The 20,007-nt window shown below is 72.6% G+C and carries 15 protein-coding genes; 10 read left to right on the top strand and 5 right to left on the bottom strand.

Features of this window, described 5'->3' with window-relative positions:
• Window positions 1–33: 33 nt before the first annotated feature.
• The 4 genes from ACFQQL_RS06550 to ACFQQL_RS06565 all read left to right on the top strand — a co-directional run bounded on the left by ACFQQL_RS06550 (window position 34) and on the right by ACFQQL_RS06565 (window position 6,945).
• On the top strand, window positions 34–1,458 hold the full coding sequence (locus ACFQQL_RS06550; RefSeq protein ID WP_382392471.1) for a sulfatase family protein: 1,425 nt from the start codon (window positions 34–36) through the stop codon (window positions 1,456–1,458).
• Window positions 1,455–2,885, top strand: coding sequence for a sulfatase family protein (locus tag ACFQQL_RS06555; RefSeq protein WP_382392473.1), 1,431 nt, complete (start codon window positions 1,455–1,457; stop codon window positions 2,883–2,885). Before ACFQQL_RS06550 ends, ACFQQL_RS06555 begins: the two co-directional genes overlap by 4 nt.
• A gap of 72 nt (window positions 2,886–2,957) precedes the next feature.
• A complete protein-coding gene (locus ACFQQL_RS06560) occupies window positions 2,958–5,429 on the top strand; it encodes a glycoside hydrolase family 2 protein (protein WP_382392475.1) in 2,472 nt (823 codons plus the stop codon).
• Between the two features lie 124 nt (window positions 5,430–5,553).
• A complete protein-coding gene (locus ACFQQL_RS06565) occupies window positions 5,554–6,945 on the top strand; it encodes a GH1 family beta-glucosidase (RefSeq protein ID WP_382392477.1) in 1,392 nt (463 codons plus the stop codon).
• 31 nt (window positions 6,946–6,976) lie between these two features.
• On the opposite strand, the gene ACFQQL_RS06570 is transcribed toward ACFQQL_RS06565, so the two are convergent.
• On the bottom strand, window positions 6,977–7,378 hold the full coding sequence (locus ACFQQL_RS06570; protein WP_382392479.1) for a MarR family transcriptional regulator: 402 nt from the start codon (window positions 7,376–7,378) through the stop codon (window positions 6,977–6,979).
• A 71-nt stretch (window positions 7,379–7,449) separates the two neighbouring features.
• Here ACFQQL_RS06570 and ACFQQL_RS06575 point away from each other — a divergent pair, with 71 nt between their 5' ends.
• Window positions 7,450–9,315, top strand: a complete 1,866-nt coding sequence (locus tag ACFQQL_RS06575) for a S8 family peptidase (RefSeq protein ID WP_382392481.1) — start codon at window positions 7,450–7,452, stop codon at window positions 9,313–9,315.
• 4 nt (window positions 9,316–9,319) lie between these two features.
• Here the strand turns inward: ACFQQL_RS06575 and ACFQQL_RS06580 are convergent, their stop codons facing one another.
• Window positions 9,320–9,790, bottom strand: a complete 471-nt coding sequence (locus ACFQQL_RS06580) for a DUF6194 family protein (protein ID WP_465254026.1) — start codon at window positions 9,788–9,790, stop codon at window positions 9,320–9,322.
• A 45-nt stretch (window positions 9,791–9,835) separates the two neighbouring features.
• Here ACFQQL_RS06580 and ACFQQL_RS06585 point away from each other — a divergent pair, with 45 nt between their 5' ends.
• Window positions 9,836–10,600 (top strand): MerR family transcriptional regulator, encoded by a 765-nt coding sequence (locus ACFQQL_RS06585; protein WP_382392485.1) that lies wholly within the window; start codon window positions 9,836–9,838, stop codon window positions 10,598–10,600.
• 2 nt (window positions 10,601–10,602) lie between these two features.
• Here ACFQQL_RS06585 and ACFQQL_RS06590 read toward each other — a convergent pair whose 3' ends face one another.
• The gene (locus tag ACFQQL_RS06590) at window positions 10,603–11,265 is read right to left on the bottom strand and encodes a TetR/AcrR family transcriptional regulator (protein ID WP_382392487.1); all 663 of its coding nucleotides are present in this window, start codon (window positions 11,263–11,265) and stop codon (window positions 10,603–10,605) included.
• A 119-nt stretch (window positions 11,266–11,384) separates the two neighbouring features.
• On the opposite strand from ACFQQL_RS06590, the gene ACFQQL_RS06595 reads away from it, so the two are divergent.
• Both ACFQQL_RS06595 and ACFQQL_RS06600 read left to right on the top strand, forming a co-directional pair.
• Complete coding sequence (locus tag ACFQQL_RS06595) at window positions 11,385–14,150, top strand: MMPL family transporter (RefSeq protein ID WP_382392489.1); 2,766 nt, start codon at window positions 11,385–11,387, stop codon at window positions 14,148–14,150.
• A complete protein-coding gene (locus ACFQQL_RS06600; RefSeq protein ID WP_382392491.1) occupies window positions 14,147–16,252 on the top strand; it encodes a YhgE/Pip family protein in 2,106 nt (701 codons plus the stop codon). The genes ACFQQL_RS06595 and ACFQQL_RS06600 overlap by 4 nt, the downstream gene beginning before the upstream one ends.
• 58 nt (window positions 16,253–16,310) lie before the next feature.
• On the opposite strand, the gene ACFQQL_RS06605 is transcribed toward ACFQQL_RS06600, so the two are convergent.
• On the bottom strand, window positions 16,311–17,510 hold the full coding sequence (locus ACFQQL_RS06605) for a MalY/PatB family protein (RefSeq protein ID WP_382392493.1): 1,200 nt from the start codon (window positions 17,508–17,510) through the stop codon (window positions 16,311–16,313).
• Window positions 17,511–17,580: 70 nt separating this feature from the next.
• Here ACFQQL_RS06605 and ACFQQL_RS06610 point away from each other — a divergent pair, with 70 nt between their 5' ends.
• A complete protein-coding gene (locus ACFQQL_RS06610) occupies window positions 17,581–18,840 on the top strand; it encodes an MFS transporter (RefSeq protein WP_382392495.1) in 1,260 nt (419 codons plus the stop codon).
• A gap of 122 nt (window positions 18,841–18,962) precedes the next feature.
• Complete coding sequence (locus ACFQQL_RS06615; RefSeq protein WP_465254027.1) at window positions 18,963–19,334, top strand: carboxymuconolactone decarboxylase family protein; 372 nt, start codon at window positions 18,963–18,965, stop codon at window positions 19,332–19,334.
• Between the two features lie 169 nt (window positions 19,335–19,503).
• On the opposite strand, the gene ACFQQL_RS06620 is transcribed toward ACFQQL_RS06615, so the two are convergent.
• Window positions 19,504–20,007 (bottom strand): DUF5979 domain-containing protein (locus ACFQQL_RS06620; RefSeq protein WP_382392499.1); only part of this gene is annotated, 504 nt, incomplete at its 5' end.

Consider the following 20,007-nt stretch of genomic DNA (forward strand, 5'->3'; position numbering starts at 1 on the left):
TCCTGCAGCGTCAGTTCGTGGAGGCGGTCGCAGGTGCCGTCACACAGTAGGAGCAGTGCCGGGCGCCCCAACATCCTGTTGTTCACGGCCGACGACATGGACGTCGCCACGCCCGGCGCGTTCGGTGGGCCGCACGGTCTGACGCCGACCATCGACTCGCTGGCCGCAGACGGGGTGGCGTTCGAGAGAGCGCACGTCCCGGTAGCGGTGTGCCAGCCGAGCCGCTCGGCTCTGATGACCGGTCGGTGGCCGCACCGGAACGGCGCGATGGGCTTCGAGCCGATCGCCGACGGCGTCCCCGTCCTCACCGACGCCCTGCACTCGGCCGGCTACCTCACCGGAATCCTCGGCAAGGTCGATCACCTCCAGCCGGTCGCGCGGTTCGGGTGGGATCTGAACGTGCCGATGCGGCAGCTGGGGATGGGACGCGCACCGGCCGCCTACGCGGCAGCGACCCGGGAGATGGTGGAGCGGGCTGAAGAGGCCGGGCGCCCGTGGTTCCTCATGGCGAACGCGCACGACCCGCATCGCCCGTTCCATGGCAGCGCCCACGAGGCCGAGCGCTTCACGGCCGAGGAGCGTTCCACCTACCCGGCGCCGTCGAGAACGGTAGAGCCCGGCGCGCACGAGCCGCCGGGGTTCCTGCCCGACCTGCCCGACGTGCGCACCGAGTACGCCCAGTACCTCGCCTCGTCACGGCGCTGCGACGACGTCCTGGCATCCGTGCTGGGAGCGATCGGGGAGGCCGCCTGCACGACGGTGGTCGTGTTCCTCTCGGACAACGGCATGGCGTTTCCGTTCGCCAAGGCGAACTGCTACCTGCGCAGCACGCTCACCCCACTCGTCATCCGGTGGCCTGGCGTGACCGCGGCCGGCGCACGCGAACGCGACGTGCTCGTCTCGACGCTCGATCTCTACCCGACGCTGTGCGACATGGCAGGCGTCGACGGGAACCGTGCCGGCCTGCCCGATGGTGACGGCTCGTCTCTCGTCCCCCTCCTCCGCGGTGATGCCCCGCCCGTCGCGCGTGACGAGATCGTCACGGTGTTCCACGAGACGGCCGCCAAGAGGCGTCTGGAGATGCGGTGCGTCCAGGACCGTGCGTACGGGTACATCTGGAACTGCTGGTCGGAGGACGGCGAGGAGTACCAGGCAGAGAACATGGAAGGCCTGACCTGGGCCGCCCTGACCGCCGCGGGCGAGCGCGATCCCGAGCTGGCCGCCAGAGCCGAGCAGTACCGGTTCCGCCGGCCTGAGGAGCTCTACGACCTACGTGCCGATCCCGAGTGCCTCACCGACCTGGCTGACGATCCCGCGCACCGCGAGACCCTCACCGCGATGCGCCTCCGCATCGCCAGGTGGATGAACGACTCGGGTGACCCGCTCGCCGCGCGATACTGCCGCCTGGCCGACCAGCGGACACACTCCGGCACCTCACCCCCGGGAGGGGACCGATGACAGGACACCGTCGCCCGAACATCGTCTTCATCCTCACCGACGATCATGCGGCGCACGCGATCGGGACGTACGGCTCGTTGGTGAATGCCACACCGCGGATCGACGAGATCGCCGAACGGGGGGTGCGGTTCGAGAACTGTTTCGCGACGAACTCCTTGTGCTCGCCGAGCCGGGCGAGCCTGCTGACCGGCACGTACAGCCATGTCAACGGTGTCTACACGCTCTCGACGCCGATCGATGCGGCTCAGCCGACCTTCCTGAGCGAGCTCCGCGCCGCCGGGTACCGCACCGCCATGGTCGGCAAGTGGCACATGGGCGACGGTGCGGGTCACGATCCGCAGGGCGTGGACTACTGGGACGTGGTCATCGGTCAGGGGGAGTACCGCGACCCGCAGTTCCTGTCGGCCGACGGCCTGCGGGTGGAGCCGGGGTACGCGACGGATATCATCACCGATCTGTCGCTGCGGTGGGTCGAGTCGCTCGAGGGTGAGGATCCGTGGTGCGTGCTGATCTGGCACAAGGCGCCGCACCGGCCGTGGCAGCCGGACGTGAAGCACGCCGACATGTACCGCGAGCCGATCCCCGTGCCGCGCACCTTCGATGACGACTACGCGACGCGGACCGCCTCGACGCGGCGGGCGTACATGCGGATCGCCGAGCAGATGGAGCTGCTCGATCTGAAGATGGCGCCGCCGGAGGGCCTGACCTACGAGGAGGAGGCGCTCTGGAAGTACCAGCGGTACATGGAGGACTACCTGCGGTGCGTGGCCAGCGTGGACGACAACGTCGGCCGGGTGATCGACTGGTTGAAGGAGCGCGGCGAGCTCGAGGACACGGTGCTCGTCTACGCCTCGGACCAGGGCTTCTTCCTCGGTGACCACGGCTGGTTCGACAAGCGGCTGATGTTCGAGGAGTCGATCCGGATGCCGCTGCTGCTGTCCTACCCGCGGGCCGTCGAGGCCGGGCAGGTCCATGACGGGATCGTCACGAACGTCGACTACGCCCAGACCATCCTGGACTTCGCGCAGGTGCCGCACCACGAGCGGATGCAGGGACGCAGCTTCTACGGCGACATCGTCACCGGCGCGGAGGCGGAGCCGGCGAGGGACGGCCTGTACTACCGCTACTGGGAGAACGACGACCGTTGGCACACCGCGCCGGCGCACTACGGCTACCGGACCGACCGGTACAAGCTCATCTACTACTACAACGACGGACTCGGCCTGCCGGGCACCGGGCCACGGACGTACTACCCGGAGTGGGAGCTGTACGACCTGGAGACCGACCCGGAGGAGCTGAACAACGTCTATCACGACCCCGCCTACGCGCAGATCCGCGAAGACCTCAAGGTCCGGATGTGGCAGGCCCAGGCCGCGGTCGACGACCGCCCCCACCACAGCCAGCAGAGGCCGGCGCTCCTCCGCTAGCGCGGTGCAACAGCGGATCGAGCAGCGCAACCCGGACTGTCGGACAGACCCCTCGCGATGTGAAGGAGCACCATGGAGATCACCCCGCTGCACGACGGCTGGACCCTGCGAGCCGCCGGGGGCGAGGTGCCCGACGACGTCGCGCACGCGAAGGTCCCGGCGACGGTCCCCGGCTCGGTCCACACCGATCTGCTGGCCGCGAGCCTGATCCCGGACCCCTACCTCGGTGAGAACGAGACCGCGCTGGCCTGGATGCACCGGGCCGACTGGCGCTACGAGACGACGTTCCCCGCCCGGCCCGCCGCGGACGGCGAGCACGTCGAGCTGGCCTTCGACGGTCTCGACACGGTCGCCACCGTGACCCTGAACGGCACCGAGGTCGGCCGCACCGAGAACATGCACCGTGCGTTCCGCTTCGACGTGACCGGGCTGATCCAGGAGCACAACTCGCTCACGGTCCACTTCCGCTCGGCGCTCGCCCGGGCCGGGGAGATCGAGCGGCAGGTCGGGACACGACCACACTCCTACCCGCACCCGTTCAACGCCATCCGCAAGATGGCGTGCAGCTTCGGCTGGGACTGGGGCCCGGACCTGCAGACCGCCGGGATCTGGAAGCCCGTCCGTCTCGAACGATGGCACACGGCGCGGCTGGACCGGGTCCGCCCGCTCGTCACGGTCGGCCCCGACGGCACGGGCCGGGTGGAGGTGGTCGCCGACGTCGCCGCCGACACCGGCGGCCAGGTGAGCGTGCGCGCCACGCTGAGCGCCCCGGACGGCACCACGGTGGCCGGCGAGACCTCCGGCGTCGACGGGGCCTCCGCCGTCGTGCGGCTCGAGGTCGCGGATCCGGAGCTGTGGTGGCCGCACGGCTACGGGGACCAGCCGCGCTACCGGCTGGGGGTGGCACTGACGGACGGCGCGGCGACCCTCGACCGCTGGGAGCGGCGGATCGGGTTCCGGGACGTCGTCGTGCGGACCGAGGCCGACGACGTCGGCACGAGCTTCGTCGTCGAGGTCAACGGCACCCCGGTGCTGGTCAAGGGCGCGAACTGGATCCCCGACGACCACCTCCTCACGCGCGTGACGCCGGAGCGGCTCGCGCGCCGCCTCGACCAGGCGGTGGGCGCGAACCTCAACCTGCTGCGTGTGTGGGGCGGCGGGATCTACGAGACCGACGACTTCTACGACGCGTGCGACGAGCGCGGCGTGCTGGTGTGGCAGGACTTCCTGCTCGCGTGCGCCGCCTACGCCGAGGACGAGCCGCTGGCGGCGGAGCTCGAGGCGGAGGCCCGCGAGAACGTCGTCCGCCTCATGAGCCACCCGTCCCTGGTGATCTGGAACGGCGGCAACGAGAACCTCTGGGGCTACATGGAGTGGGGCTGGCAGGAGCAGCTCGACGGCGCCACCTGGGGCTGGCGCTACTACAGCGAGGTCTTCCCCCGTGCCGTGCGCGAGCTGGACCCGACCCGCGCGTACGTCCAAGGCAGCCCCACCTCACCGGGCTTCGCGCCGTGGGAGCTCGCCCCCAACCACCCGGACCACGGCCTGGTGCACGAGTGGCGCGTCTGGAACCAGATCGACTACCGGCACTACCGCGATGCGGCTCCGCGCTTCGTCGCCGAGTTCGGGTTCCAGGGACCGGCCACCTGGGCCACCCTCACCCGGGCGCTGGACGCGGCCGACCTGCACAAGGAGTCACCCGCCTTCCTGCTGCACCAGAAGGCACCCGGCGGGAACGGCAAGCTCGACCGCGGCATGGCCCCGCACCTGCCGACGCCGGCGGACTTCGCCGACTGGCACTGGGCCACCCAGCTCAACCAGGCGCACGCCGTGCGGTACGCGCTCGACCACTACCGCGCCCACTGGCCGCACACCGCCGGGGCGATCGTCTGGCAGCTCAACGACTGCTGGCCCGTCACCTCGTGGGCCGCCGTCGACGGCGACGAGCGGCCCAAGCCACTGTGGTACGCCATGCGCGCCGCGTTCGCGCCGCGGGTGCTGACCGTGCACGAGCGTGACGGCGGAACGGTCCTGGCCGTCGGGAACGACACCGACGAACCATGGGCGGGGACGGTGTCGCTGTCCCGCCAGGGGTTCGACGGCACGGTCCTGGCGACGGCGGAGCAGCCCGTCGAGGTGGGGGCCCGGTCCGTCGGGCTCGTCGAGGTCCCGGCCGCCCTCGCCGAGGCGGCGGACACCTCCCGGGAGGTCCTCGTGGCCACGCTCGACGACGTGCGGGTCGTGCACCCCTTCGCCGAGAACAAGGACCTGGCTCTGGACCCGGCGTCCGTGACGGCGACGGCGACGGCCGCCCCCGGGGGGTACGAGGTGACCGTCACGGCGACCTCGCTCGCGCTCGACGTCACGGTGCTCGCCGACCGGCTCGCCCCCGACGCCGTCGCGGACCGCGCCCTGGACACCCTGCTCGCGGGCGAGTCGCTCACCGTGCACGTCACGACGGCGGCCGAGCTCGACCCCCTGGCGCTCACGGTCTCGCCCGTGCTGCGCACGTCGAACGGGCTGCACGCGGTGGTGAGGGTGTGACGCCGCGGGGGCCGCGCGCACGCGTCCACGCCATGGGCGCGACCTTGCGACGGACGGCCCGGACCGTGTTGCCTGAAGGTAGGGCCCGGCCGGGCCGCACCACCCGATGACGGAGGCTCGCACCATGACCACGACCCGGACCTTCCCCAGCACCTTCACGTGGGGATCGGCGACGGCCTCGTACCAGATCGAGGGCGGGGTGAACGAAGGCGGACGTGGCCCGTCGATCTGGGACACCTTCTCCCACACCCCCGGGAAGGTGCTGGACGGCGACACCGGTGACGTGGCCGACGACCACTACCACCTCTGGCGCGAGGACATCGAGCTCATGAAAGAGCTCGGTCTGCACTCCTACCGCCTGTCCATCGCGTGGCCGCGGGTCCAGCCCGGCGGGACGGGGCCACTCAACGAGGAGGGCGTCGCGTTCTACCGCGACCTGCTCGACGGGCTGCTCGACGCGGGCATCGAGCCGGTGGTGACCCTCTACCACTGGGACCTCCCGCAGGAGCTGCAGGACGCCGGCGGCTGGGTGAACCGTGAGACGGCGTACGCGTTCGCCGAGTACGCCCGGCACATGGCCCGCGAGCTCGGCACGCGGGTGAAGGTGTGGACCACGCTGAACGAGCCGTGGTGCGCGGCCTATCTCGGGTACGCGTCGGGGGAGCACGCGCCGGGGCACACCGACGACGCCGAGGCGCTCGCCGCGGCCCACCACCTCAACCTCGCCCACGGCCTCGCCGTCACGGCGATCCGCGAGGAGCTCGGCGAGGAGGCCGTCTGCTCCGTCACGCTGAACCTGCATGTCTACCGCCCGGTGGACCCCGGCTCACCGGCGGACCTCGCGGCCGTGCGCCGCGCCGAGCTGGTCGGCAACGAGATCTTCCTCGGCCCGATGCTGGACGGCGCGTACCCGGCCGACCTCGTCGAGCAGGTCGCGGCCGTCTCGGACTTCTCCTTCGTCCAGGACGGCGACGTCGAGCTCATCCGGCAGCGCATCGACCTGCTCGGCATCAACTACTACTCGACGAGCTACGTGCGGCACCGCGAGGAGCCCGTCTCCTCGACGGGTCCGGCGGTCGCGCTCGACGACGTCGAGTCGCTGCCGCCGTCGGGACCGCTGACGCACATGGGCTGGAACATCGAGCCGGACGGCCTGTACGACCTCCTCACCTCGACCTCGCGCCGGTACCCCGACCTGCCGCTCGTCGTCACTGAGAACGGTGCGGCCTTCGAGGACGAACCGGCCGAGGACGGCCAGGGCCGCATCGTCGTGCACGACGAGCAGCGGATCGACTACATCGCCCGGCACCTCGACGCCGTCGCCCGGGCCATCGAGGACGGCGCCGACGTGCGCGGGTACTTCGTCTGGTCCCTCATGGACAACTTCGAGTGGGCGTGGGGCTACAGCCGCCGGTTCGGCATCGTCCGGGTGGACTACGACACGCTCGAGCGGACGCCGAAGGACTCGGCCCGGTGGTACGCGGAGGTCATCCGCACGAACGAGGTCACCACCTGAGGCATCCCGCGTCCGCAGCCCCGTCGCTCGCTCAGTCGGGCTGGCTGGTGGCGAGCATCGACTCGCGCTCGTAGGCGAGGAGGGCGTCCACGACCACGCCACGGTCCGCCGCGTTCGGGGGCCGGAGGACCTTGCGCCACGACTCCGCCCCGCCGGCCAGCCACCCCTCGCCGGCGCTCGTGTGCGCGTCGGCGATCGTGACGATCGTCCGGCGCCGGTCCCGCTCGTCCTCGCGCCGCTCGAGGATGCCCTGCCTGCTCAGGTCGCCCACCATGAGGCTCACCGTCGTGGAGGCGACCTGCAGCCCGGCGGCGAGCTCCTTGACGGTCGCCTGCCCGTCGTACAGGAGCAGCGCGAGCAGCGACAGGTGACGGGGGGGCAGGTCCAAGTCCCGGAGCTGGTCGGGGACCGGCCTTCGGCCCGCTGCGCTCACGCCTGCCGTTCCGCCTCGACGACGCCGAGTCCGCCGCAGACTTCTACTTCGACACCATCGCCCAGACGCGGATGGACACCTGGTCCCGGGGTCGGGTCACCCTCGTCGGGGACGCGGCCTACAGTCCCGGTCCGGCCGTCGGCGGTGGCACCGGACTCGCCGTCGTGGGCGCGTTCACCCTGGCACACCACCTGATCCGGCACGACCACGTCACCGCCTACCGCCGCACCGAGCAGGCCATGACCGGTGCGGTACGCCAGGCCCGGAAGGTGGCACCGGCAGCGCTCCGCCAGCTCGTCCCCACCGGTGACGTCGCCGCTCGGGTCGCCCCCCACGTCCTGCGGCTCCTTGCGAGCCTCCCGCCGACCTTCCTCCGCGCCGCGTTCGCGCTGCAGGGGGCGGACCGGGTCCGTCTCGACGACTTCGTCCGACCGCCTCCGACCGCGAGACACCTGAGGACGTCGTCGGACGCGGACGGACGTGACAGATCGGAGCGGGCCGGTGCCGCTAGGCTCCAGGGCCATCGCGGGCTCCTGGAGGGGGAGCCGCCCGCATCGAAGGAGACCTGCATGCGCCGAGCACTCGCCGGGGCGGCTGCAGCCGCAGCCCTGACCGCCGCCGTCCTGCCGACCGCCGCGATGGCCGGCAACCAGATCGGGATCAACGTCGTCCTGACCTCCGACCTCACGGCCGGGCAGCAGGCGGAGCTGTCCACGTTCGGACGGATCAACAACTCCCATCCCGAGCTCGACGCGCTCACCATGCGCGCGGACGAGGCCGACCTCGACGACATCAGAGCGCTCCCGTACGTGGAGGCCGCCAACGCCGACGTGCCGGTCACCACGGGCCCGGTCGAGACCAGCCCGTTCGAGGACACCCTCGAGGGCATCGCCACCTGGAACACCGACCAGATCGACGTCTACGACCAGGCGGCGGCCGGTGACCCGCGCGAGGTCGCAGAGACCGGCGAGGGCGTCTACGTCGCGGTGCTCGACACCGGACTGCTGCGGACCTGGCCCCACTACTTCGGTACCGAGCACGTCGCCGAGGAGCTCGGCATCTCCTTCGGCGGTGGCGGCGGCGAGCGGGGTCACGTCTCCAGCCAGCCGAACAAGTGGCAGCGCGACACGAACAGCCACGGCACCCACGTGATCAGCTCGATCCTCGGGTACAACCTGGACGGCGCAGCGGTGGCCGGCGTGGCACCGCAGGCGACGGTCATCCCGGTCAAGGTCCTGAACCAGAACGGTTCGGGCTGGTCCTCGGTGGTCGCCGCCGGCATCGACTACGTCACCGACCTCAAGGTCTCCGGCGCGCTCGGCGACGCGCCGGTGGTGATCAACATGTCCCTCGGCGGCCCTGCACCGGACGCCTTCACGCAGGCCGCGGTCGAGCGCGCCGTCGCCAACGGCGTGCTCGTCGTCGCCTCTGCCGGGAACAGCGGCGCGGCCGGCATGGGCTACCCCGGCGCCTACCCCGAGGTCATCTCGGTCGCCGCGACCGGTTGGACCGGCCAGTGGACGAACGCGACCTGGTGGAACACCGGCGACGTCGCCGACCCGACGACGGCGCAGGAGGCGTACGTCGCGGACTTCTCCTCGCGCGCGCTGACCGGGCAGGACCTCGACGTCGCCGCGCCCGGTAGCAACGTCGTCGGGCCGTACCAGACGAACGGTCAGGTCAGCTACTACTTCCTGTCCGGGACCTCGATGGCCGCCCCGCACGTGGCCGGGGCCCTCGCCCTCATGGCGGAGGCGAACCCCGGTCTCACCGCGACCGAGGCGGAGTCGGCCCTCGAGCAGAGCGCGTTGCCGATCGGGGCCGGTTCCCGCGAGGTGCTCGACGGGACCGGTGCGCCCACGACCGTCAGCTGGGGAGCGGACGCCACGGGCGCCGGGCTGATGAACGTGCCCGCCGCTATCGAGCTGGTGAGGTAGCCCGCTACCCGGGGCCGCCCGCCCGCCCGCGGCGGGCGGCGCGCCGCCTGGCGTCGTCGTGCGCCTGACGCAGCAGGCGGACCGCCAGGTCGCGCGTGCGGACGCCGGGGTTGATGATCGCGATCCATCCCTGCGCGCGGTAGAGCGGGTGCGGCAGGACGATGTCCACGGCCGCGAGGTCCGCCGTGGTGGACGCCGCCCGCGGATCTTCGCCCGTGAGCTCGGTGAACGCCGTGCGCCCGACGTGGATGTTCAGCCGTGCGCGGTCGGGGTGGCCGAGGTCGGAGGCGACGTCGCCGGGGTAGTCCTTCGTCACGACGGTCGCGTACGGCTGCTCCCGCTCCGGCGTCCGGCCGTCCGGCGCATAGTAGAAGAAGTGGTCGCCCCAGGCGATCTCCGGGAACGCGCTGCCCTCGGTGGGCGCGAGCTCGAGCACGCCCTCGAAACCGCGCACCGTGTCGATGATCTCGTCCATGCTCATAGTTCAAGTGTGTCCTTGAAGTGCTAGTGGAGGGTTTCCATGGAGGGCGAGCGGGCCGTGGTCGAGGTGCTCAGCACCTCCGACGTCGCGGCCGCCACCGGCTACTCGGTGCAGCAGGTCCGAGACCTCGAGGCGGTCGGGGTGATCGCGCCGGCGGTGCGCGCCGGCAACGGGTACCGACGGTTCACCACGGCCCACGTCCGGGACCTGCGTGCCTACCGGGAGCTCGCCCACGCCGTCGGTCCGGTCGAGGCACGCCGGGTGATGCGCGAGCTGCGGACCGTGGCGACGGACGAGGTCGTGGCCGCCGTGTTCGCCCGGCACGCGCGGCTCGGGCACGAACGAGAGGAGGCGCGTGCCGCCCGGCGGGCGCTGCTGGCCATCCGTGCCGAGTCCGCGCACGAGCTCGAGGCGGACCCCGACGGGCCGGCCGACCCGGCCACCATGACGATCACGGAGCTGGCGGACGCGCTGGGCGTGCGGACCTCGACCCTCCGCTTCTGGGAGCAGGAAGGTCTGCTGGCCCCGGAGCGGATCCCGACACGAGCGGGCTCGGCGCGGCGCTACCGGACCCCGGTGATCCGTGACGCGCGCATCACCGCGGCCCTGCGCTCCGCCGGCTACCCGATCCCGGAGGTTCGCGCCGCCCTCACGTCGATCCGGGACTCGGGGGACTGCGGGGCCGCGCTCGAGGCGCTGGAGGCCAGGCTCCGCGACATCACCGGCCGCATGCTCGCGCTGCTGCGCGCCGGAGGGGTGCTGGCGGAGATCATCCGGCACCACGGGCTGAATCGTGCGGGCTGAGCTCAGGCCTCGGTCGCCAGCAGCCGCACAACCGGCTCGAGCAGGGCCGTGGCCCGGGGGTCCTCGCCGCGAACGAAGAAGGCCTGCTGGGCCGAGAACAGATAGGTGGCGACCAGGATGTCCACGGCCTCGCGGTCCGGGATGACGAACCGGAGGCCGAGCGTGGCGAAGACGCGCCGCATCGCCTCGAGGAGCTCGCCGCGGATCTGCTCCTGCTGGGCCTGGTACCGCTGGCCGATCTCCGGGTCGCGCAGCGCCATGAGCTCGAACTCGGTCTGCACCAGGTGGAAGCGTCGCTGGTCGTCCGGGTCACCCATGACCGCGGCGAAGACCGTGCGGACCACCTCGGGCCGCACCGTGCTGCCTTCCACGGCGGTCACGTCGAGCTCCTCGACGACCCCTTCGAGACTGGCGAGCCGGGCCCGCATGTCGCGGGTCACCAGCGCCACGAGGAGCTCCTCCTTGCTCGCGAAGTTCGAGTAGAACGCGCCGCGCGTGAAGCCGGCAGCGTCGCAGATGGTCTCGATCGAGGAGCCCTGGACCCCGACACGGGAGAACACCTCGAACGCGGCGTCCAGCAGCCGCTCGCGGGTGCGCTCCCGCCGCGGGGAGACCTGCGGTGCGTCGTCCGACGGGGCGACACCCGCGCCGGTGTCGGTGCTCATGTGGCGATGCTCCCACGGGCCGGGCGAAGGCTTGTCGATACAGAACTGTATCGGATACGTTCATGTATCGAGCGCCTCCCGTCTGCGCTCCCTCAGCGCTGATCCGTCCTGGAGCCCGTGTGTCCTCTGCCCTGTACTCGCTCGGTCGGTGGGCGGTGCGCATGCGCCGGCTCGTCGTGCTCGCGTGGATCCTCCTGCTCGCCCTCGTCGGTGGCCTGGCCGCCCTGGTCGGACAGGGCATGGACAACGAGGTCACCATCCCCGGGACCGAGTCCCAGGAGGCGCTGACCCGTCTCTCGGCGACCTTCCCCCAGGTCTCCGGCGCGTCGGCCCAGGTGGTCGTGGTCGCGCCGGACGGCAGCACCGTCGAGGACGCCGCGGTCCGCGGACCGGTCGAGGACGCGGTGACCGAGATCGGCGATCTCGAGCAGGTCGCCGCCGTGACGTCCCCGTACGACGAGGTCATGCCCGCCTCGGTCAGCGACGACGAGCGCGCGACGCTGCTCACCATCCAGCTCGACGGCGACCAGGCCGCGATCACGGACGCCACCAAGGACGCCCTTGCCGAACGCGCGGACGCCCTCGCCGCCGCGCTGCCGGACGGCGCGCAGTCCGCCCTCGGCGGCCAGCTCTTCAGCACAGAGTTCCCGCAGATGAGCATCGTCGAGGCGGTCGGCGTCCTCGTGGCACTGATCGTGCTGGTCGCCACGCTCGGCTCCCTGGTCGCGGCCGGGCTCCCGCTGCTCAACGCACTGCTCGGCGTCGCCATCTCCGTCTGCCTCATCTTCGCCGCCACGGCGCTCGGCCCGGTGAACTCCACGACGCCGATGCTCGCCGTCATGCTCGGGCTGGCGGTCGGGATCGACTACGCGCTGTTCATCGTCTCCCGTCACCGCGACCAGCTCCGGTCCGGCCTGCCCGTGGAGGAGTCGATCGCCCGCGCGGCCGCCACCGCGGGCTCCGCGGTGATCTTCGCCGGCCTGACCGTGATGATCGCCCTGCTGGGTCTCGGCGTCGCCGGCATCCCGTTCCTCACCACGATGGGTGCCGCGGCCGCCGTCGGCGTGGGCATCGCGGTGCTCGTGTGCCTCACACTCACCCCGGCCATGCTGGCCATGGCGGGGGAGCGGCTGCGGCCCCGTCCGTCGCGGCGCGCCGCGAGCCCCCCGGCCGAGCGCGATGCCGCTGAGCGTGCCGCCGCCGAGCCGGTGCACCACAACCGGTTCTTCGCCGGCTGGGTCCGCGCCGTCACGCGCGTCCCCGCACTGACCATCGTGCTCGTGGTGGTGGCCGTGGCGGCACTCAGCCTGCCCGCGGCCAACCTGCGCCTCGCCCTGCCGGACGCCGGAGCGCTCGAGGAGGACAACGAGGCACGGGTCACCTACGACCTCGTCGCCGAGCACTTCGGCGAGGGCTTCAACGGGCCGCTCATCGTCACCGGGACCATCGTCACCTCCACCGACCCCGTCGGCCTCATGGAGGACGTCGCCGACGAGATCCGCGCCCTGCCCGGCGTCGCCGACGTCCCGCTCGCCACCCCGAACGAGACCGCCGACACCGGCATCGTCCAGGTGGTGCCGACCGGGGCGCCGGACTCGGCGGAGACCGAGCGGCTCGTCCACGACATCCGCGACCTGCGCGGGCAGCTCAGCGACGAGTACGGCATCGACATCGCCGTCACCGGCTTCACCGCCGTGGGGATCGACGTCTCGGACAAGCTCGGCGATGCGCTGCTGCCGTTCGCGCTGGTGGTCGTCGGGCTCTCGCTCGTGCTCCTGACCATGGTGTTCCGCTCGGTCGCCGTGCCGATCAAGGCCACCGTCGGCTACCTGTTCTCGGTCGGCGCGGCCTTCGGCGTCGTGGCGCTCGTCTTCAACGACGGGCTCTTCGCCGACGCCCTGCACGTCACGCGCACCGGCCCGGTCATCAGCTTCATGCCGATCGTCGTCATGGGCATCCTGTTCGGCCTCGCCATGGACTACGAGGTGTTCCTGGTCTCACGCATCCGCGAGGAGTACGTGCACGGCCGGCGCGGCCGGGAGGGCGCCCGCGCCGCGATCGTGTCCGGGTTCCAGGGCTCCGCGAAGGTCGTCACCGCGGCGGCGATCATCATGTTCGCCGTCTTCGTCTTCTTCGTGCCCGAGGGCGACATGAACCTCAAACCGATCGCGCTCGGGCTCGCGGTGGGCGTCGCGGTCGACGCGTTCGTGGTCCGCATGGTGCTGGTCCCCGCGGTCCTGGCGCTGCTGGGGGACAAGGCCTGGTGGATGCCCCGTGCCCTGGACCGACTGCTGCCGTCCTTCGACGTCGAGGGCGAGGGGCTCGCCCGCGAGCTGGCGCTCGCCGAGTGGCCGGCAGCGGGTTCCCGGGACGCCGCGGTGGCGCACGGCCTGCAGGTCCGCCGGTCCGACGGCGGCACCCTCCTGGCCCCGGTCGACGTCCGCGTCCCCGACGGCGGGGCGCTGGCCGTCCACGCCCGCTCGGCGTCGACCGTCAGTGCCTTCCTCCTCACGATCGCCGGCCGGCTGCGGCCCGACGCCGGCGCGGTCAAGGTGACCGGCCTGGTGCTGCCCGAGCGCGCCGGGGCGGTCCGCCGCCGGGTCGCGTTCGTCGACGCGGAGGTGCCCGGACCGGCCGTCGCCGTCGAGTCGGCGCTGGCCGAGCGGCCCCGCATGCTCGTCGTCGACCACGCCGACGTCGACCCCGAGGACCGTCCCGCGCTCGCCGAGGCGCTGAGCCGGGCACGCCGGGACGGGATCGCCGTCATCATCGGCGCCGCGGGCGACCCGCCGGGCGAGCTCCTCGCCGCCGCTCCCGTCCTCGACCTGGACGGCGCGTCCGAACCCCTGCCCCAGACCCACGAGACCACGGAGGTGCGGGCATGAGCGCCACCACTGCCACCGCACGGAAGCCGGGCCGCCGGCCGGGCACCGTGATCGCCCTGATCCTGCTGCCGCTCGTCGTCCTCGGAGTGCTCCTCGCGGCGCTCTGGCAGCCGCAGGAGCGGCTCGACACGGTGCGTGCCGCGATCGTCAACCACGACGAGCCCGTGCAGGTCGAGGGACAGACCGTGCCGTTGGGGCGGCAGCTCGCCTCCGGGTTGGTCGGTGGGGGCGACGGCGACGTCGCAGGCGGCGGGACGTCCGCCGACGGCGCGACCAACTACACGTGGGAGATCACCGACGCGGAGCACGCGACCGCCGGTCTGGCGGACGGCACGTACGGCGCCGTGGTCACCATCCCCGAGGACTTCTCCGCGGCCGCCACGTCCTACAGCGGGGAGGGCACGCCGCACCAGGCGACGATCGACGTCGCGACGCCGGAGGGTGGCCGGATCCTCGACGACGCGCTCGCCCAGGTGGTTGCCGGGACCGCGACGGACGTACTCTCGCAGACCCTCACCGAGACCTACGTCGAGAACCTCCTCGTCGGCTTCACCACGCTGAACGAGCAGCTGGGCGAGGCGGCCGGCGGCGCCGCCGAGCTGGCGGGCGGCACCGAGGGCGCGGCGGACGGTGCGGCGGAGCTCGCCGACGGCGCCGCACAGCTCGCGGAGGGCGCCGCCGGAGCCGGGCAGGGCGCCGAGGAGCTGGCCGGTGGTGCCGACGAGCTCGCGTCCGGGTCGTCCGAGCTCGCCGGTGGTGCACAGCAGGTTGCCGACGGCGTCGCCGGAAGCGCCCAGGGTGCGCACGAGCTCGCCGACGGCATGGACGAGTGGGCCGCAGGCTCCGAGCAGCTGGCCGGTGGGACCGAGCAGCTCGCCGGAGGCCTGCAGCAGCTGAGTGACGAGGTCAGTGGCGCCCGGCAGGGCGTGGACGAGATGACGCAGCAGTACGGATGGTTGCTCGACACTGTCGCGCCACTCGTCCGGCAGGCGGCCGAGGACTGCGCGTCCGGCGAGGAGACGCCGGTCGCCTGCGAGGACGTGCAGGCGGCCAGCGACCTCATCGAGGGGGCGCAGAGCGGCACCCACCCGCTGGCCCAGCTCGACGGCGCCCTGCAGCAGATGTCGTCCTCGGCCGACCAGCTCGCCACGGGCATGGGTCAGTCGGCCGCCGGTGCTCGTGAGCTCGCCGGAGGCGGGGAGGACCTCGCCGTCGGGCTCGAGCAGCTGGCGGGCGGCGCGTCCGGCGTCGCGACCGGGGCGGACGAGCTCGCCTCCGGATCCGGTGACCTCGCCGAGGGCGTGGGTGGCCTGGCCTCCGGCGTCGGGGAGCTCGCCACCGGCACGGACGAGCTGGCGACCGGCACCGACGGCCTCGCCACGGGCCTGTCCGACCTGGCCGACGGGACCGGCGAGCTGGCCGACGGCATCGGTCAGGCGGCCGAGCAGGTGCCCTCCTACGACAACGCCGCGGACGTCGCGTCGGTCGCCGCGCAGCCGGTGGCCGGCCCCGGCGACGACATCGGCTCCGGCGCCTCCGGCCCGCTGTTCGTGGCACTGTCCCTGTGGCTGGGCGCCCTGGTGCTGTTCGTCGTCCTGCCCGCCGTGCCGGCGCGGACCTTCGGCTCCACGCACGGCATCGTCCGGCTCGCCCTGTCGGCGCTGCGGCTGCCCGCGGCGATCGGGGCCCTCACCGGCGCGGCGGCCGGGCTCGTGCTGGCCGGTGTGCAGGGGCTGGGCGTCGGTGGCTGGGTGGGGCTCGCCGTCGTCGGCGCCCTGGTCTCGGTGGCGTTCGTCGCGGTCAACCAGTCGCTGGTGGCCGCGCTGGGCTACGCCGGGAGCGGGTTGAGCGTCGTGGTCGCGATCGTGATGCTGGCCACCGGGGTGGTCTCGACGGCCCCGCCGATCCTCCTGACGGCGCGCGACGTGCTGCCGGGCGGGCCCGCCGTGGACGCGCTCTCCGCCGTCGTCTTCTCCGGGGTCGGCGGCCTGGCCGGCGCGGTCGCGGTGCTGGTCCTGTGGGCGCTGGTCGGCGTGGCCGTCACGACGCTGGCCGTGCGGAGCAGGCGCCGGGTGCGAGCCGCCCAGCTCCTCGCCGCCTGACCTGGCACGTGCACGGTCCGGCGGGACATCCTCGACGTGGCACGCGCCGGCCGCGACCTCAGCGGCGGGCGAGTGCCTCGGCCATCTGACGGACCGCCTGCCGCAGGACGGGCCGGGGCATGGCGAGGTTGAAGCGCGCCGTGCCACGGGCCGCCTCGCCGCACAGCGCGCCGTCGGTCATGGCCACCTTGGCCTCGTCGAGGAAGAACCGGGCCGGGCGGTCGCCGAGGTCGAGCTCGCGGCAGTCCAGCAGGGTGAGGTAGGTGCCCTCCGGGGCGGTGTAGCCGATCTCGGGGATCTGCTCGGCGAGCAGCTCACCGAGGAGACGGCGGTTCCCGTCGAGGTAGTCGACGACGTCGGCGAGCCACGCGCGCCCCTCGGCGTAGGCGGCGGCGTGCGCGACGGCGCCGAACGTCGACGTGCCGTCCTCGTACGGGTGGCCGACCTGGTGCCAGCGCTCGGCGTCGGCGTCGTTGGACAGGATCAGCTGTGCGCACTTCAGGCCGGGCACGTTCCAGGCCTTCGAGGCGGACGTGGCCGTGATCGTGTGCCTCGCTGCGGCCTCGGAGACCGACGCGTACGGCACGTGCCGGTGGCCCTCGAACACCAGTGGGGCGTGGATCTCGTCGGAGAACACCCGGCCGCCGTGCTTCTCGACCACGTCGCAGACGGCGAGCAGCTCGTCCCGCTCGAGCACGCGGCCGATGGGGTTGTGCGGGTTGCAGAGGACCAGGAGGTGGCCGCCGGCGGCGAACGCGGCGTCCAGCGCGTCGAGGTCGTAGACGTACCGGGACGTGCCGGCGCTTGCCTCGCGAGCCATGGGCACCTGGATGATGTCCCGGCCGAGCGTGCCCGGACGCGTGAGGAACGGCATGTATGCCGGCGTGGGCAGGATGATCGGCGACCCGGGTGGTGAGAACTGCTCGACGGTCGCCTCGAAGCCGCGCAGCACGTCCGGGAGCGGACGGATCCGCGCGGCGGGGACGTCCCAGCCGTAGGTGTCCCGGATCCAGCCTGCGCACGCGGTGGCGACCTTGTCCTGGAGCGCCCGCGGCAGGTAGCCGAGCAGACCCCGGTCGGCCGCCTCGTGCAGGGCCTGGGTGACGGCCGGGGCGGTGCCGAAGTCCATCTCGGCGACGAACGCGCCGATGGCGTCCGGGAATGCGGACCACTTCACGCCACCGACGTCGCGGAGCGACGCGGGCGTGGTGGCATCCAGCCGGGCGGCGAAGTCGGTCGAGGAGCTGGTCTGCGTCACCACAGCATCTTTGCCCGCCGGACGCGGATATGTCATGTCGCGGAGGCGTCGTGTGGTGGACGATGCTGTGGTGACGAGGTCCGCCGACGCCGACGCCAGCCTGCCCGCGATGCCGTCCCCTGAGGACGCGCCGACGACTCGGCGCCCCCTGGGTGCCCTGGTGACGTCGAACCTCATGGGCGGGATCGGCGTCGCCTCGTCCGTGGCTGTCGGCGGGCTGCTCATCGAGTCGGTCGGTTTCACCGCGCTCGCGGGCGTGGGCCAGGCCTTCAGCGTGCTCGGTGCCGCGCTCGTCGCCATCCCGCTCGCCAAGCTCGCCGCCAGGCGCGGCCGGCGGTGGTCACTCGGCGTCGGGTATGCGATGGCGACGGCGGGTGCGGCGACGGTGGTCGGCGGCGCCGTGCTGTCGAGCCTCGTGGTGGTGCTGACCGGTCTGCTGCTCTTCGGGGTCGCGCAGGCGACGAACCTCCAGTCTCGGTATGCGGCCACGGACGGGGTGCCGGTGGGGCGTCGTGGACGGGTGATGTCGATCGTCGTCTGGGCGACGACGGTCGGGGTGGTGGTCGGGCCCAATCTCAGCGGCGTCGGCCGGGATCTCGGTGTCTCGCTCGGGCTGCCGGGGCTGTCCGGGCCGTACCTGTTCTCCGTCGGGGGTTTCGTCCTCGCCGGCCTGGCGGTGCTCCTGCTCTACCCGGGCCACCGGCCGGTCAGCGAGGGCGCCGCCGGCAAGCCTGCTCGCCCGGTCGGCGCGCTGGTCGCTCTGCGGTGGGCGACGGGCGTGCCGTCGGCGCGTTCCGGCGTCGCACTCGTGGCCGGCGGACACGGCGTGATGGTCTCCGTCATGGTCATGACACCGCTGCACATGCAGCACCACGACATGACCCTCGAGGTCATCGGCCTGGTGATCTCCGTCCACACCTTCGGCATGTACGCGTTCAGCCCGGTCTTCGGCTGGTTGACGGACCGGCTCGGTGCCGCACGCACGGCCTGGGTCGGTGTCGCGATCCTCGCCCTGTCGCTGACCCTCGGCCTGATCGCCGCCGGGCTGAGCGGGATGGGGGTGACGATGGTCGCCCTCTTCCTCCTCGGGCTGGGCTGGTCCGCCGCGACCATCGCCGGCTCGACGATGGTCGCCTCGGTGCCCGACGTCGACATGCGGGTATCCCTGCAGGGCGCGACGGACGCGACGATGAACTACGTCGGCGCCGGGGCGGCGGCGCTCGCCGGCCCGATCCTCGCGCTCGGCGGGTTCTACGGCGTCAACCTCGCCGGCGCCGTCGTGCTGGCGGCGGTGGTCGCCGTCCTCGCCGGCGCTCGGGGTGTGCGGTGATCTCCGGGAGGTCGCGTCGCCGGGCATGATGGCAGCCGGCCCGCCGAGGCGGCGGGCGACCCGACGAGGCGGAAGGAACCATCGTGAGCGCAGCGCAGGACCCGCAGGAGTACATCAACGAGATGGCCCGGAAGCGGGGCTACGTCCTCGACTACCACAAGGTCATGGCGAAGCACGACTTCGAGGTCCTGCAGGCGGCGAACGAGCTCGTCGATGCCGCCTACCTCAAGCAGCGGACGCTCGACCGCAAGACGAAGGAGCTCATCTTCATCGCGACGCAGACCATCCTGCGCGCGCCGAAGGGGCAGATCCAGAGCCACATCCGGCTCGCACTGGACCTCGGAGCGACGCCGCAGGAGGTGCTCGAGGCCATCGAGACGACGCTGCCGGAGGCCGGCGTGATCGTCTTCTCGGCCGGCTTCGAGGCCTGGAAGGAGGTCGTGGACGCGGACGGCATCGAGCCGACGGTGGAGGTCTACAACGCCTCGGAGTAGGGCGGGACGACGCCTCGCGCGGCCATAGGCAGCTGCAGCACCCGGGATGGCGGTTGCGTCCGACGCTGGGGCCGTGCCGCCGGCTGCGAGCGGGGGTGGCGGAGGAGATTCCTCAGGTTGGGCCTGAGGGATCTACTCCGGAGCTCTCGCCCGGCGGAGTCCTCCTGACCTACTGCCGGCCTCTGCGGATCCGGATCAGGAGCAGCCCTGCGGCTACCGCGAGGACCGCCAGCGCGACGAGCAGTCCGACGCCGGTGGCTCCGGTGATCGGCAGGCCGGGGACAAGCGGCGGCTCGTCCGGCGGCTCCGTGCCCGGAGGCTCCGTGCCCGGGGGTTCCGTGCCCGGCGGCTCATCCGGCGGCACATCTGCCGTGTTGGTCACGACCACGGCCGCACCGGCGTCGGGGCCGACCGGGAAGGTGGCGGTGTCGCCGTCGACGGGTTCGCCGTTGACGGTGAGGGTGACCTCGCCCCATTCGACGCCGTTGATGTCGGGTCGCTGATCGGTCTCGCGGAGCTGGACCTCGGTGCCGGCGGGCAGGTCTTCGACGGTGACGGGGGTGCCGTCGGCGGTGATGGTCAGCGGCTGCCAGGTCTGGCCGCCGTCGGTGGAGTACTCGACGGTGAACTGCGCGTCACCGGGGACCTCGCCGGCGGCCTCGCCGTCCAGGGC

Origin of the sequence: Georgenia alba, from assembly GCF_042665525.1 — a bacterium.
Classification (GTDB): domain Bacteria; phylum Actinomycetota; class Actinomycetes; order Actinomycetales; family Actinomycetaceae; genus Allobogoriella; species Allobogoriella alba.